This is a genomic window from Nonomuraea sp. NEAU-A123, assembly GCF_018603905.1.
Taxonomy (GTDB): Bacteria; Actinomycetota; Actinomycetes; order Streptosporangiales; family Streptosporangiaceae; genus Nonomuraea.
In genome coordinates, this window is the sequence record NZ_JAHFZZ010000001.1 from 115,902 (window position 1) to 129,691 (window position 13,790).

General features: G+C 66.9%; 14 protein-coding genes. 8 read left to right on the forward strand and 6 right to left on the reverse strand.

The features are described from left to right. The first annotated feature begins 307 nt into the window (after nucleotides 1-307). The 4 genes from KLK06_RS00645 (at nucleotide 308) to KLK06_RS00660 (ending at nucleotide 4,624) form a co-directional block, all read left to right on the forward strand. Nucleotides 308-1,801 (forward strand): DUF885 family protein, encoded by a 1,494-nt coding sequence (locus KLK06_RS00645; RefSeq protein WP_214633892.1) that lies wholly within the window; start codon nucleotides 308-310, stop codon nucleotides 1,799-1,801. Between the two features lie 54 nt (nucleotides 1,802-1,855). Then, nucleotides 1,856-3,403 (forward strand): glutamine-hydrolyzing GMP synthase, encoded by a 1,548-nt coding sequence (guaA, locus tag KLK06_RS00650; RefSeq protein WP_214633271.1) that lies wholly within the window; start codon nucleotides 1,856-1,858, stop codon nucleotides 3,401-3,403. Nucleotides 3,404-3,531: 128 nt separating this feature from the next. Continuing rightward, a complete protein-coding gene (locus KLK06_RS00655) occupies nucleotides 3,532-4,134 on the forward strand; it encodes a hypothetical protein (RefSeq protein WP_214633272.1) in 603 nt (200 codons plus the stop codon). An 82-nt stretch (nucleotides 4,135-4,216) separates the two neighbouring features. Continuing rightward, entirely contained in the window at nucleotides 4,217-4,624 is a 408-nt protein-coding gene (locus KLK06_RS00660; protein ID WP_250904718.1) for an ASCH domain-containing protein, read from the forward strand. Between the two features lie 263 nt (nucleotides 4,625-4,887). On the opposite strand, the gene KLK06_RS00665 is transcribed toward KLK06_RS00660, so the two are convergent. Next, the gene (locus KLK06_RS00665; RefSeq protein ID WP_214633273.1) at nucleotides 4,888-5,535 is read right to left on the reverse strand and encodes a response regulator transcription factor; all 648 of its coding nucleotides are present in this window, start codon (nucleotides 5,533-5,535) and stop codon (nucleotides 4,888-4,890) included. Continuing rightward, nucleotides 5,520-6,008: a sensor histidine kinase gene (locus tag KLK06_RS00670; protein ID WP_214633274.1), complete on the reverse strand. Its 489-nt coding sequence runs from the start codon at nucleotides 6,006-6,008 to the stop codon at nucleotides 5,520-5,522. The genes KLK06_RS00665 and KLK06_RS00670 overlap by 16 nt, the downstream gene beginning before the upstream one ends. A gap of 41 nt (nucleotides 6,009-6,049) precedes the next feature. Here KLK06_RS00670 and KLK06_RS00675 point away from each other — a divergent pair, with 41 nt between their 5' ends. Beyond that, the gene (locus tag KLK06_RS00675; RefSeq protein WP_214633275.1) at nucleotides 6,050-6,364 is read left to right on the forward strand and encodes a hypothetical protein; all 315 of its coding nucleotides are present in this window, start codon (nucleotides 6,050-6,052) and stop codon (nucleotides 6,362-6,364) included. 224 nt (nucleotides 6,365-6,588) lie between these two features. Here the strand turns inward: KLK06_RS00675 and KLK06_RS00680 are convergent, their stop codons facing one another. After that, nucleotides 6,589-7,353, reverse strand: a complete 765-nt coding sequence (locus tag KLK06_RS00680) for a hypothetical protein (protein WP_214633276.1) — start codon at nucleotides 7,351-7,353, stop codon at nucleotides 6,589-6,591. 295 nt (nucleotides 7,354-7,648) lie between these two features. Continuing rightward, nucleotides 7,649-8,020, reverse strand: a complete 372-nt coding sequence (locus KLK06_RS00685) for a DUF397 domain-containing protein (protein WP_214633277.1) — start codon at nucleotides 8,018-8,020, stop codon at nucleotides 7,649-7,651. A 143-nt stretch (nucleotides 8,021-8,163) separates the two neighbouring features. On the opposite strand from KLK06_RS00685, the gene KLK06_RS00690 reads away from it, so the two are divergent. Beyond that, a complete protein-coding gene (locus tag KLK06_RS00690; protein WP_308168046.1) occupies nucleotides 8,164-8,769 on the forward strand; it encodes a GNAT family N-acetyltransferase in 606 nt (201 codons plus the stop codon). A gap of 254 nt (nucleotides 8,770-9,023) precedes the next feature. Here the strand turns inward: KLK06_RS00690 and KLK06_RS00695 are convergent, their stop codons facing one another. Then, nucleotides 9,024-9,278, reverse strand: a complete 255-nt coding sequence (locus tag KLK06_RS00695) for a GntR family transcriptional regulator (RefSeq protein WP_214633279.1) — start codon at nucleotides 9,276-9,278, stop codon at nucleotides 9,024-9,026. Between the two features lie 573 nt (nucleotides 9,279-9,851). On the opposite strand from KLK06_RS00695, the gene KLK06_RS00700 reads away from it, so the two are divergent. Continuing rightward, nucleotides 9,852-11,837, forward strand: a complete 1,986-nt coding sequence (locus KLK06_RS00700) for a lipopolysaccharide assembly protein LapB (protein WP_214633280.1) — start codon at nucleotides 9,852-9,854, stop codon at nucleotides 11,835-11,837. Nucleotides 11,838-11,974: 137 nt separating this feature from the next. Further along, a complete protein-coding gene (locus tag KLK06_RS00705; protein WP_214633281.1) occupies nucleotides 11,975-12,325 on the forward strand; it encodes a helix-turn-helix domain-containing protein in 351 nt (116 codons plus the stop codon). Here KLK06_RS00705 and KLK06_RS00710 read toward each other — a convergent pair. Continuing rightward, nucleotides 12,322-13,773 (reverse strand): hypothetical protein, encoded by a 1,452-nt coding sequence (locus tag KLK06_RS00710; protein WP_214633282.1) that lies wholly within the window; start codon nucleotides 13,771-13,773, stop codon nucleotides 12,322-12,324. The two genes, KLK06_RS00705 and KLK06_RS00710, sit on opposite strands and share 4 nt — an antisense overlap. Nucleotides 13,774-13,790: the final 17 nt, after the last annotated feature.

A 13,790-nucleotide genomic window follows, 5' to 3' on the forward strand; every position in this document is an offset into this window, starting at 1 on the left:
ACTCTCTAGAAGAACGGAACAGCGGTTGGCGCCTGCCGAGCTCGAAGCCGACCCGCTGAAGATGCGCACCCGCGAAGGCACGGTCATCGCCCGCTCGCCCGAACTGGTACGCATGCACGCCACCGTCGCCGACCTGTTGGAGGTGTTCTCCAACGGTCGGGCGACGGTGTACCGCGTCCTTGAACGCGCCTCATGGCGGACGGCGCCTTCTGGACGCGATCGAGGCCAGAACGCCGCAGCACACTGTCTGATGAGCCAGCTCTCGCGGGACTCCTCAAGATCAAGGGTGTGCGCTAGCGTCGGCGGCATGACGGAACTCGACCCCAGGCTCCGTGCCATCACGGACCTGAACGTGGCCGACGCCCGCGAGTCGGGCGGCAGGCACGAGTACGACGGCAGGATCCAGGACCTGTCGCCAGAAGGCGTACGGGCCGGGCTGGCGCGGCTTGGCGAAGGCGCCGCACCGGCCGACCCGTACGACTCGGCGCATCTCCGGATCTTCGAGGACGGCCTGCGTGCCCAGTTCGGCGAGCTGGAGCTGCATCGGAGCAACCCGCTGCCGCACCTGTCGAACCTCGACCTGGCCTGCTACGACCGCGACTACGCGCCGGAGGCCGAGCGCGAGGCCGCCAAGGCCGCGCACCTGGCGCTCTGGCCGGAGGCGGTGACGCACGCGATCGCCGCGCTCGACCGGGTCAGCGCGCCCGTCGCGAGATCGCTGGTCGCGGCCGTCCAGGGCCTGGCCGCCGGTGTCACGGACGGGGCCGCGCTCGACGCGCACGGCCTGCTGGTCGCGCACGTCGAGCGGGCGGCGGCGGTCGGCGATCCCGACGCGGCGCTCGGCGGCGAGGCGCTGGCCCGGCTGATGGGCGCCACCGAAGGGCTCCCCGTCGACCTCGGCAGGCTGGCCGAGCGCGCCGACGCCGAGCGCGACCGGCTCATGGCCCTGCTCACCGAGTCCTGCGCCAAGCTGGGGCGGCGGGGCGAGCCGCCGCTCGACGTCGTACGCGACCTGGTCAAGCAGCACCCCGACGCCGACGGCGTCATCGAGGCGGCCAGGATCGGCGCCGAGAAGGCCATCGCGTTCACCCGCGAGAAGGACCTGGTGCCCTACCACGACGGCGAATGCCTGGTCGGCCTGGCGCCCCCGTCGCGCCGCTGGGGGATGGCGATGATGTCGTGGAACTCTCCCGGCGAGCCGGAAGGCCCCTCCTGGTACCACATCACCCCGCCCGAGCCCTCCTGGCCCGCGCAGGACATCGAGGAGTGGCTGGAGGTCTTCAGCGACACCACGCTGCCCGCGATCAACGTGCACGAGGTCGCCCCCGGGCACTTCTCGCACGGCCGCGCCCTGCGCCGGGCCGGTTCGGACGTCCGGCGGCTGCTGCACTCGATGGCGTTCGCCGAGGGCTGGGCGCACTATGCCGAGGAGCTGTGCGTCGAGGAGGGGTTCGAGGCCCAGAACCCGCGCTTCGAGATCGGCATCTGGGTGGAGGCGCTGATCCGCGTCACCCGGCTGGCCTGCGCCATCGGCGTGCACACCGGGCAGATGACGGTCGAGGACGGCGCCCGGCGTTTCGAGTCCGACACGCACCTGGCCGGACCGGCCGCGCTGTCGGAGGCCAGGCGGGCCACGTTCGACCCCACCTACGGCCGCTACACCTGGGGCAAGCTGCTCATCCTCGACCTGCGCGAGCAGGCACGCAAGGAGTGGGGCACCGGCTTCACGCTGGGGCGCTTCCACAAGGCCCTGTTCGACCTGGGCTCGCCGCCGTTGGGGCTGATCGGCAGCATCCTCTAGGTTCACCCCCCGATACACTTGGAGCACCGCATTCGCCTTTGGGGGGTCCTCTCGGTGTCTGAGTTCGACACAGTGCTCGTCGTCGACTTCGGCGCGCAATACGCGCAGCTGATCGCCAGACGGGTGCGTGAGTGCCACGTCTACTCCGAGATCGTCCCCTCGACGATGCCGGTCGAGGAGATGCTGGCCAAGAAGCCCAAGGCGATCATCCTGTCCGGCGGGCCCTCCTCGGTCTACGCCGAGGGCGCGCCCGCCGTGCCCCACGGGCTGTTCTCGACGGGGGTGCCGACGTTCGGCATCTGCTACGGCTTCCAGGCCATGGCGCAGGCGCTGGGCGGCGAGGTCGCCCAGACGGGCGTCGCCGAGTACGGCGGCACCGACCTCGACGTGCTCAGCGAGGGCGTGATCTTCGCCGGGCTGCCCACCGCGCAGAAGGTGTGGATGTCCCACGGCGACAGCGTGGCCGCCGCCCCCGACGGCTTCACGGTGACCGCCTCGACCCGTCAGACCCCCGTCGCCGCCTTCGAGGACACCGGGCGCGGGCTCTACGGCGTGCAGTTCCACCCCGAGGTGCTCCACTCCGAGCACGGTCAGGCGGTGCTCAAGCACTTCCTCGACGCGGCGGGCTGCCGCCCCACCTGGACCATGCTCAACATCGTCGAAGACGCCGTCGAGGCGGTCCGCCAGCAGGTCGGCGACGGCCGCGCGATCTGCGCGCTGTCGGGCGGCGTTGACTCGGCGGTGGCCGCCGCGATGGTCCAGCGGGCCATCGGCGACCGGCTGACCTGCGTGTTCGTCGACCACGGCCTGCTGCGCAAGGGTGAGGCCGAGCAGGTCGAACGCGACTTCGTACGCGCCACGGGCGTCAAGCTCCGCGTCGTCGACGCCGCCGACCGCTTCCTCAAGGCGCTCGACGGCGTCAGCGACCCGGAGGACAAGCGCAAGATCATCGGCCGCGAGTTCATCCGGGTCTTCGAGGACGAGCAGCGCGCGATCATGGCCGACGGCCCCGTCGACTTCCTGGTCCAGGGCACGCTCTACCCCGACGTGGTCGAGTCCGGCGGCGGCACGGGCACCGCCAACATCAAGTCGCACCACAACGTCGGCGGCCTGCCCGAGGACCTGCAGTTCAAGCTCGTGGAGCCGTTGCGGACGCTGTTCAAGGACGAGGTGCGGCGGGCGGGCGAGGAGCTCGGCCTGCCGGCGGCGATGGTGTGGCGCCAGCCGTTCCCCGGTCCTGGGCTGGGGATCCGCATTGTCGGCGAGGTCACGCGGGAGCGGCTCGACCTGCTGCGTGAGGCGGACGCGATCGCGCGCGAGGAGCTGTCTCGGGCTGGGCTCGACCGGGAGATCTGGCAGTGTCCCGTCGTGCTGCTGGCCGACGTGCGGTCGGTGGGGGTGCAGGGCGATGGGCGGACTTATGGGCATCCGGTGGTTTTGCGGCCGGTGACGTCTGAGGACGCGATGACGGCTGACTGGGCGCGGGTGCCTTATGACGTGCTGTCACGGATCTCGACCCGGATCACGAACGAGGTGCGTGACGTGAACCGGGTCGTGGTGGACATCACGAGCAAGCCGCCGGGCACCATCGAGTGGGAGTAACCGGGGCCTGGGGCCTGGGTTGGCGAGTATGCGAGTGATGCCATCGCTCGTAACTACAAGCCATTTTTAGTTTGGCGTCTTGGAGCTGCGCGAAACTAAAAATTTCTCTTAGGACCTAGACTGGTGTTGTGGAGTCACGTGAAGACACGCCTCGTGTGCGGCTCTGGCGACGGGCAGCGCGCCAGCGTGGCTACTTCACCGCGAACCAGGCCCTTGAGGACGATTACTCCTACCAGTCACAGTACTTTCAGGTCCGCCAGGGTCACTGGACGCGGATCGATCGCGGCGTCTATCGCTTCCGGGAGTTCGTCGATCTCCCTCAAGGCGAGCATGATCACTTCGTACGCTGGGCGCTGTGGAGCCGGGGACAAGCGGTCGTGTCCCACACCACCGCGCTCGCTGTTCACGATCTGGGCATCGCCAATCCTGCCCGGATCCATCTGACGGTCCCGCCCGATTTCCGTCGGCGAAGTTCCTCGGTGGTCCTCCATCGAGCGGAGCTGGCGAGTGACGAGGTGGAAGAGCATGAAGGATTTCGGGTGACCAGACCCGTACGCGCCATCGCGGAGTCCGCTGCGGACGGCGTTGATCAGGATGTGATCGATTCCGCGGTCGCCGAGCTGCTCGATCGTGGTGCCGCGACCAAGGGACAACTTCTGAGGGCTGCACAGCAAGCCGACTCGAGGGCCGAGCTCGTGGTAGAGCGAGCCATTCGCGCGGAGCTCACATGAGCGGCTATGTAACCCCGGTGGATCTCCGACGCGCCTCGTCCAGTTCCTCGTGCCGGCCGCCTGACCGGAAGGTGGTGGCGTGATGAACGAGCGTACCGATTCCGTGGAGATCATCAGCCCGAACAACGTGCTGGCGAACGCGATGCCAGCCCGCGAGATGAACCTTTACCGCCGCTACTTCGACCTGGTCGCCACCGGCCGCAAAACAATCGAGGTCCGCGTCCAGTACCCCAACCTCCGCACCCTGACGGTCGGCGACCACATCCGCTTCGTCTGCGGACGCGACGACGCACTCACCCGCGTCAAACGCGTCGCCCGCTACGCCTCGTTCGAGGAGATGCTCGATACCGAAGGCCCCGCCAACGTCAACCCCGACAGCCCCCGCGACCAGCAACTCGCCAACATCCGCCGCATTTACGGCCCTGAGAAGGAAGTACTCGGCGTCCTGGCCATCGAGATCGAACTCCTCGACCCACCTGCGAACCCCTGACACCCGAGACCTGCAGCCGTCTACATCCACATGGCCGACCACCTATCGGTGTGAGCGTGATGTGGATCATTCGGGTGACACACGCATGGCGACGTCGTCTAGGGCTCGGTCAGGGAGGCAACCTGAGGTGATCGCGCAGGAGATCGTAGAGGATCTTGAGGCTGCGCTCAGCGAGTCCGCTGAGGCTCTGCAGGAGGTGCGAGCTAAGACCGTGCTGCGCTATTTGCCGGCTGGTGACACGTTCGGTTGCGGGAAGCCCTCCGTCAGGGCTTGTTCAGGTAGGCAAGGACGGCGAGGACACGGCGGTTGCTGTTGTCGTCATCGATGATGCCGAGTTTCCCGAACAGGGAGGTGGTGTACTTGCTGATGGCGCTCTCACTGAGGAAGAGCCGCTGGCCTATGGCCTGATTGGACAATCCCTCGGCCATGAGGCTGAGCACGGAGTGTTCGCGTTCGGTGAGCTGTCCGAGTCGCCGGTTCGAGGATCCGCTGGACAGCAGTTTGGCGATGACGGCCGGGTCCATGGCGGTCCCGCCATCGGCGACGCGTTCCAGCGCATCGATGAACTGGTCGGCGTCGAACATGCTGTCCTTGAGGAAGTAGCCGATGCCACCGGAGCAGTCGGCCAGGAGTTCGCGGGCGTACAGCTGTTCGACGTGCTGAGAAAGAATCAAGATCGGCAGTCCGGGAACCTCGCTGCGGGCAGCGAGAGCAGCCCGCAGGCCCTCGTCCGATTGGGTCGGCGGCATGCGGACGTCGACGATGGACACGTCTGGCCGCCACCTCAGCAGCGCGTCGAGTGTCTCGGGTCCGGTGGTCGCGGTCGCCACCACCTGGTGTCCGTAGGCCTGGAGGAGGCAGATCATCCCGTCGCGCAGGAGGTAGAGGTCTTCGGCTACAACGATGCGCATGGCAGCATCATCCTCGCGCGGGTCGGACCGCCTGCCGGGCTGGTGATCTCCAGAGTGCCGTCGAAGACCGCGAGGCGGCGGTGCAGCCCCGCGAGCCCGCCGCCGGCTCGCACGCCGGCCCCGCCCCGGCCGTTGTCTTCGACCTCAACGACGATGTCGGTGTCGTCCCGGATGATGAAGATGCGTGCCCGGGTCGCATGGGCGTGCTTGGCCGCGTTCGTCAGCAGTTCGGCGACTCCGAAGTACAGGGCGGACTCGATCGGCGGGTCCAGACGTAGCTGAACGTCGGCGCTGACCGCCGTTTCGAGCGGACTGTCCAGGGCGAGAGCGCGCACGGCATCGATGAGCCCACGCTCGTTCAGCACCGGCGGGTTGATTCCCTTGACCAGTTCCCGGAGCTCGGTCAGTGACGTGGTGGCGCCGGCTTGTGCTTCCCGCATCAGCGCCTTGGCTTGGTCGGGGTCGGTCTCCATTCGTCGCGGCCTGTGGCGCGGTCAGTGTCGCAGTCCTCATCGTGGTGGTCATTCTCTCGGTCACGGGCCGCGAGGTGACTTCGTTCATGTGGGGGAGGACAGGTGGAATATTCGCGAGCGGCGTGGTGACCTACTGGCTGGCTGTCCTCGCCTCGCGGGGAGCAGGATGGGCCTACGTACGCGTGCGCATCATCTCCGTCATCGTGCCGATCGCGATCATCGCCATTGACAGCATTCCAGGTGCCCTTCCGCCGTGGTTCATCGCGATGCAGGTCGCAGGTGCCCTCACGCTCGTACCGGCCGCGTTCATCGTCAACCGATCCGAATTGAGCGCCGCTTTCCCCAAGGCACGCTGACCCACTCAGGAGCGGGTGGCGTAAGAAGCCCTCAGTGGCCGGACAAGCTTGCCACCCTGGGCATTTACCGCCGCCCATCAGACAACCGGGCAAGGGCGACGGTAAATTTGCCGGGGCAGGGGATTTCCCCAAAGCGAGCGCAGATCGTTGACGCGTGACAGCCCTTCAACCGCTGGCGCCGAACCAATCTCAGTCAACTGCACGACCTACTGCGCTAACGCGGTTCACCCGTAATAGCGGTACAAGGCGAGCCAGAGAACCGCCACGTGGTCTTCGGAGGCGAAGGCGATTACTTCGTCGCGGGACAGGTAGTCCTCAGACCAACGGTCCCAACCGGCATGCGCACCGACAAAATAGCGACTTCGTTCCGGCGGGAACGCGGTGAGGAGCTGGTCAGCCAGCTCCGCTCGGCTGGCTTGTGTCTCGGCAAGCTGGATTCGCTCCTGCTCGGTGTGCGGGAACTCGGTGTAGTCGCCATCGTTCATCGTCCAGCGCATCCGACCGATCAGCCAAGCCCGCAGGAGGTCGGGGGCACCGGTCACTTCCTGCCAAGGTTCTCGACGATGCGGGGCATCGTCGTCTTCGTCCCCGAACCCAGCGTCGGGCAAGACAAGGTTCCCGTTGGAGACCAGGGTTATCCGCTCGCCGGTGGACCCTAAGCCCCGCACACCCGAACCGTAAGGTCCGGGCCCGGCCGGCAGGGGTCCGGCTTCTTCGTCGTCGTCTTCCCAATGCGCGCGCTCTTCCAGCGGCGTGAACGCCTCCGGCAGTCGCGTTTCAAGAAGGGTGTCGAGCAGCCGGAAAATCTCGTCCGTTGCCGTAACAAGGCCGCCGTGGCGGGATCGGTAGGTCACTGATGCGGTGCTGTCCGCCACGGCCTCCAGAGCCTCCACCCGCAGGTCGTCCACGCCGCGAACCCTGACGATGCACCTTTCCTGATACAGGTGCGCAACCTTGAAGTCGGCCAGATCCGCCGCCAATGATCCCATCACTCTCGCTTAATCATCCAAAGGTGCTAGGGGCACGAAATACCGCCAGGCACGGATCCTAGCGGGTTCCATTACGTGAGTGGTTGAGCAATCCCGGCCATCGGCCTGGCCCGACTGATCGGCTGGACCAACCTCGCCGCTGCTACCGACCCCACCCTGCTGACGGGTTCCAACTACTTGGTCTCACAACATGAGAACGCTTCAGCCCTGAGGTGCAGGCGAAGGCCCATTCGTAGCGGACCAGACGCCTCGCGGTCGGTCAGCAGGGCGTCTGATCGCCTTCGCAGACGAGACTCTATACGAGGTCGTCGAACTCCCCAGCCAAAAGGCCACGTCGAAAAGCCGCGAACTCGCTACGGGTGAAGTACAGCCTGGGACTGTCTTCTTTCGAATCGCGTAGTGCGATCGGTGGTCCCTGATCGGCCTTGATTCCTGCCACGTGAGCTCTGTATTCGGCTTCGCCAGAGCTGTCGTCCAGCAATGCAACTTCGACACAATCTCCACCGGTGCCGTTGGAGAATCTGGACTTGCGCAAGATTGCGCGGGGAGGCTGCGCCGATCTATCGGCTCGCCCGGCGTTCACCGCGTTCCCTCCTGCCGCCTCTGCTCGTGTGACGGGCGATGGGTGATGCCAGTGAGGGTGCCTGTCACCTGGGTCCTGATACATCTGCCGGGTCGGTTGGGATGGTTTGTGGCCCGGTCAAGTTGTCAGGTTGGGGGAGAGAGGTGCCCGTGGGGTGGGGTCTGGTAGTCCACCAGCGGATCGTGCTGACTCTGGCCGAAGCGCCGTCGCGCGGTAGCGTTCCATCCGTGATTGAGAACAGCGAGATTGAAGAAACCAAGCAAACTGCAGGGGCGCCCCACGTTGACCTGGGGCGCTCTCCTCGCGTGGCCTTGCGCCGCATCACCAGTTACGATCAAGACGAGTTTCTTGAACGGGTCCGTGCCAGCGTCAACTTGAACCTGCCCGCGACCCCGGAGGCGTTCCAGGCGTTCCTCAGCCGATTCGATGAGGGACGTTCTGCCGAAGGATTGCTGGTCTGTCTGCGCGACACTGGTGTCATAGCAGGCAATGTCAATATCAACAGCATCATTCGTGGACGCTTCCAGAACGGCTCGCTGGGCTACGCCGCCTTCGCGCCCTATGCCGGTCACGGGTACATGTCAGAAGGTCTTGGCCTGGTGCTGCGCCATGCATTCGAAGAGCTACGGTTGCATCGGCTGGAAGCGCAGATCCGGCCCGATAACCAGGCGTCCATCAAACTGGTCCAACGCCACGGCTTCCGTTACGAGGGTTACTCGCCCGATCTCCTGTTCATCGATGGCACGGGGCAAGGTCATGGCCGATGGGCCCTCACCAACGACATGTTTGGCATCGTTCCCGACGCTCCGCATCACACGCTACCTAACCATTGACAACGCTGGCCGGGGCAACTCCAGTTCGTGGCCTGGTTATATTGTCAGGTTGGGAGTTGCGACTTTCTTGCCGAAATCGTCCGCAGATGCTTGCCCAATGGCTGTGACGATCCCACCAGCCCTTCAGCCGCGACTGGCGAGGCGGGTGGGAATTCATCTCCCTCGATGCGGGTGGGTAGCGCGTCCGCAAGCTGGAGGCAGGGCGCTCGCAGCCCGTCTGGATCTATCTTCACAACAACGGTTCTGTGATGTAGTCAGGGCCTTTCGGCGTCGGATCCAGCAGGCGACTTCACATAAACGCCCATCCCGCGAACGGTTTCCACGAGCCCTTCATCCTTGAGAACCTGTACGGCCTTGCGAAGTGTGTCGCGCGCGACGCCGAACTCGGCCTCCAACTCCACCAAGCTCGGTATGCGTCGGCCTGGCGGGATCTGTCCTGACTGGATGCGCTTCCGGACGGCTGCCGCAATCTGCTGGTACGGCGGAACCGGCCCCTCTCTGTCAATCACTCCAACAAGCTATGCGACTAGCGCAAACAGGCCATAGCTACCCCAGAGGCTAGACGTGGGTAGTACACCGGCTTACTCTGCTACTAGAGCGGTTCGCTGCAGGCGCTTCGGACACCGAACGGCCTCTTTTGGCACCTGACCTGCGAGGAGACATAGCACTATGACCGAGCTGCCCGACTTCCACGGCCCGCACATTGAGCACCGTCACGCTGCTATCGAACGGATCGATTGGTGTGAGCCGGTGCCGCGCTTCGATCGGATTCGGGTTCTGCGGCATACGTGCGAGTGCAAGGCCCGCATCTACGAGTTTTGCGCTGCGGGCGGGCTCGCCTGGGTGCGACGAACGGACCGGGTCGAGCAGGCGCCAACCTCCAGGGAGAGCCCTCCGAGGCCGGTCGGCGAGGTCGAGAAGCTCTGGGCGAAGCTCCTGTCTGGTCGGGCTCGATAGTGGCATGCCGCAGTTCGGCGCGGGTACGCGTTCTACCAGTCGGAGAAGCCGGATCAGGGCAGGTCGTACCGGACTACTGTCGGGGCCGCATGTGATCATGTTGGTCCCCGACCCGGAGGCTCCCGATGTCCATCACTCCTCTGTTCGGCGCGCGTGTGCTTGCGATGTCCCCCGATCGGCTGACCGCCCGGCTGAGGATCTTTGTCGTCCACTACGGCTCCGACCCGTACGAACAGGTCACGCTGAACGGGGAGCACTGCGAGTTCCTCCGGCACCTCTGGGACTTCGCCATGGAGGTGGACGGCCCGCTCGCGACTCGGGTCACCATGGAACAGCTCTACGACGAGATCTGGCTCGACGACGGGCCCGCCGCGTTCATCGAGGACGTCCGGCAGCTCACCCCGGTTGCCGGACAGCCCCCGACCGGCGCGGACCTCCAACGTCTGCACGACCATCCGGACCCCTACGGCGGCGGTTGGCCCGGTGAGGACGGCCTCGTTCGGGCGGACTATCTCGTCCGGGTCACCGACCCGCGCTGGTTCGACCACCTGAGGCCGGGCGTGACCTGGACGTCGTCGTGGCATCCGGTTTGGCCGGAGGCGCCGGAGGACCGCCCGCACATCGACCTGCCGGACGAGGCCGTCGGCCCGACACCTGAGCTCCGCCAGGCCGAACGGCTCGCCGACCAGGACGCCGACCTGGAGGAGATCCGCCAGGCGTTCGAGGCCGCGCAGCCGCTCGACACGAGCGCGCCCCCGCTCGCCGAGGTCGGGCTCTACTCGGTCACCGGCAACTCGCATGCTCTCGCGCCCGTGCTCGAACGGCTCAAGGCCGGGGGCGGCGAGGACTATCCGCGCGCTTGCCGCCTGGCTACGCGTTTGGGGAGTCGCGTGCTGATGAAGAGCACACGCCCGCTCGAACACCCCCTCCTGGAGTTGCTGGCCGGACTGGACGGCGATCCCGAGTCGGCCGCGAACGCACTGTGGCTTCGGGGGAGGTTGCGTTTCCAGAAGGGCGCCTACGACGAGGCCCGGGATGTCTGGGCGCAGGCCGCCGCCACCGGAGTCCGCCCGTACGCGGACTGGGCCGCGAACGGACTCGCGGCCGGAGGTGGGACGACGCACCTTCACGACCGCGACGACCGGCTCATCACCGAGCTCGCGGACGAACTCTTCTTCGCTGACCGCCTTGAGGAAGCGCTCCACGCGTACTCTCTGGCCGCCGAAACCGAGATGACCGAGAAGGTCGCCCACTGCATCGGTGACATCCATCGGAAGCAGGGCCGTCCCGCCGAGGCCGCCGAGGCGTACGAGCGCGCGCTCGAGCTCTCCGACGGATGGAACGCCACGACCGCCGCGTTCAACCTGGCCGCGATGAGGGCGAAGCTGGGCGACCACGACGGCGCGGTCGCGGCGGCCCGCGAGGCGCACCGCCGCTGCGTCACCGAAGGCCAGTCGCGGGAGCGGAGAGCGAAGACCGCGACGCACCTCGGTGACATGCTCCGTCTGCGTGGCGACTGGGCGGAGGCGAAGGCCGCGTACGAGGAGGCCATCCAGACGGGACAGAGGAAGAAGCGGGGGGAGGGCCAGCTCTGGTCGGCGCGCTGGACCTACATCGGTCTCGGCGAGGTCAAGGCCAAGCTCGGCGAGACCGATGCCGCCAGGGAGCTGCTTCAGCGCGTCCTACAGCAGTGTGGACCCGTCTCCATCGACATGCCCGAGGACCGGCGAAAGGCCTGGGCCGCCGCGACGGAACGGCTCGGCCATATCGCTAAAAACCAGCGCGACGCACCCCAGGCCGAGTCGTGGTACCACCAGATCATCGAACATGGCACGCCCAGGGAGGCGGTCTGGGCTACGGCGCATCTGGCCGAGCTGCACTACTGGCTCGACCACCATGACCATGCCCGCACGCTCTACCAGCGGGTGCTGGACCGCACCAAGGAGGCCGAACTGGTCGCCGAGGCCGCGTTCCGGCTCGGCGAGCTGACCGCGCAGGCCGGTGACCACCCCCGGGCGATGGACCTGATGGAGACAGCGATCGCCACGGCCGACCCATCGTTCATGCCGCAGGCCGCCGACCTCCTCGCGCGCCTACGCGAACGCGCCTAGGGCCTCCTCCTGCCCCCGACAGGCAGTGATCACGTGGTCCTCCTTGACGGAGCGCGCCACCCGATCTCAAGCAGGGCGAAAAGCCCCATAGGGGATGTCTTGTCACAGTGGTCATGATGTGTGACCATCAAGGTCCTATGGAGGACGTTGTACCGCCGCGCGAGATCCTCGACCGCATCGCCGGCAAGTGGGCGATCGAGATTCTGGTGGCGGCGTCTGACGGGCCGATCAGGTTCACCGAGTTGGAGCGGCTCGTCGAGGGCAGCCGCCGGATGCTCACCCTGACGCTGCGCAGCCTGGAACGTGACGGCCTGCTCCAGCGTACGGTTTACGCCACGGTCCCGCCCAAGGTCGAGTACATGGCCACGCCCATGGCGCTGGAGCTCCACGAGGCGCTGCGGACGCTCACCGACTGGTCGGTCAGGCACGGCGAGTCCGTGGCGAAGTCCCGCGAGAGCTACGACGCCCGCCACGCGGCCGCGAGTTAGACGACTGCCTCCTCGCGCTCGGCGGCCGACGCCGGTCCCCGCGGGGGCAGGCGCCGGACAAGTCGTACGACGGAGGCGACCAGCAGCGGCACCAGCAGGACGCTGATGAGGATCGGCGAGGCCATGTAGCGGAAGTCCTGGGCGGAGATGTTGGCCAGGATGGCGAGCTGCTGCCCCACCACCGGCGCCGCCACGGCGATCACATAACGGTTGCGCAGCGCCAGCGCGCCCAGCGCCACGCTCAGATAGGACAGATAGCACCAGAACGCCCCCCGCCACAGCGCCCAGTCGTACTGGGGTTCCTCGGCGGTGGCCAGCCACGAGCTCGCCACCTGGTAGAGGTCCTGTGACATCGGCCTGAGCGAGTAGACCCACCGGCCCTGGAAGTCGGGCACCTTGCCGGGGCCCACGTAGGTGTCGGCGTTCGGGCGCAGCGAGAACCGGTAGGTCCGCCCGCCGGGAGCCGTGTCGTCCCCGAACACCTTCCAGGCGATCGCGCCCCGGCACAGCCTGGCGTCGACCACCATCGCCGGCCGTTCGACCAGCAGGCGTTTCCAGAGGTCGAGCAGTTCGGTGGCGTGTGTGTCGGCCTGCTGCCAGTTGAAGTCACGCCGCCAGATCAACGGGTTGATCGTGTAGCAGGTGCCGCCCTCGGTCCACCTGGTCAGCGGCGCGACGGCTGACATGAGCGTCTTGTCCTGCTCGGTGAACAGCTCGGGATGGTCCCGGTAGGCGACGGCGATGTCGCCGAAGGCCGTGTGGTAGACGTACGTCTTCGACGGTGCCGCGATGCCGAGCTGGGGGAAGACCAGGTTGCTGAGCAGCAGCGGGATGGCCGCCGCCACCGTGCCGACCAGCGCCAGCCGTACCCGCATGACCGTGACGATCACCAGCAGCACGACGATGGCGACGCCCACCACGAGGAAGCCGTTCGCCCGGAACAACCCCAGCGTGGTCATCAGCAGGCCCAGCCCGAGCAGCCTGCGGTTGGTGACGGTACGGTCGGCGGCCATCGCCGCGCAGGCGGCCGCGATCGCGACCGCGCAGATCGTGAACGGCACGTCCTTCCAGAGCGTGACCGTGAACGCCCCGGCCGTGGGCACCAGCGGCAGGAGCACCGCCACTACCGTTGTCGTCTTGCGCGGCGCGCCGAGCGCCTTGAGCGCCTCCGTCAGGTAGGTGAGCGCGGCCGCCATGGCGGTGGTCTGCAGGAACGTGACCGCGCCGAGGTCGCCGGTGGTCCTGAAGCTGAGCCACAGCAGCGAGTCGTAGAGGACCGAGTGGTCGCCCACCCACGGGCCGACGATGGTGTGACTCAGGTAGAGGACCGAATCGCGGCTGAACAGGCCGGGGTAGAAGGCCGCCCACCAGCAGGCGAGAACGGCCTGAACAGCGACGAACGTCCCAAGCGGCACCCATCGCCGGCGCTTGGCGATTTCGATCTGCATGGCTCCCGATCCAGGCG

Coding starts and splice junctions, on each gene's coding strand:
- KLK06_RS00645 (WP_214633892.1), top strand. CDS start 308: ATGACGGAACTCGACCCCAGGCTCCGTGCCATCACGGACCTGAACGTG.
- KLK06_RS00660 (WP_250904718.1), top strand. CDS start 4,217: ATGAACGAGCGTACCGATTCCGTGGAGATCATCAGCCCGAACAACGTG.
- KLK06_RS00665 (WP_214633273.1), bottom strand. CDS start 5,535: ATGCGCATCGTTGTAGCCGAAGACCTCTACCTCCTGCGCGACGGGATG.
- KLK06_RS00670 (WP_214633274.1), bottom strand. CDS start 6,008: ATGGAGACCGACCCCGACCAAGCCAAGGCGCTGATGCGGGAAGCACAA.
- KLK06_RS00680 (WP_214633276.1), bottom strand. CDS start 7,353: ATGGGATCATTGGCGGCGGATCTGGCCGACTTCAAGGTTGCGCACCTG.
- KLK06_RS00685 (WP_214633277.1), bottom strand. CDS start 8,020: ATGTATCAGGACCCAGGTGACAGGCACCCTCACTGGCATCACCCATCG.
- KLK06_RS00700 (WP_214633280.1), top strand. CDS start 9,852: ATGTCCATCACTCCTCTGTTCGGCGCGCGTGTGCTTGCGATGTCCCCC.
- KLK06_RS00705 (WP_214633281.1), top strand. CDS start 11,975: ATGGAGGACGTTGTACCGCCGCGCGAGATCCTCGACCGCATCGCCGGC.
- KLK06_RS00710 (WP_214633282.1), bottom strand. CDS start 13,773: ATGCAGATCGAAATCGCCAAGCGCCGGCGATGGGTGCCGCTTGGGACG.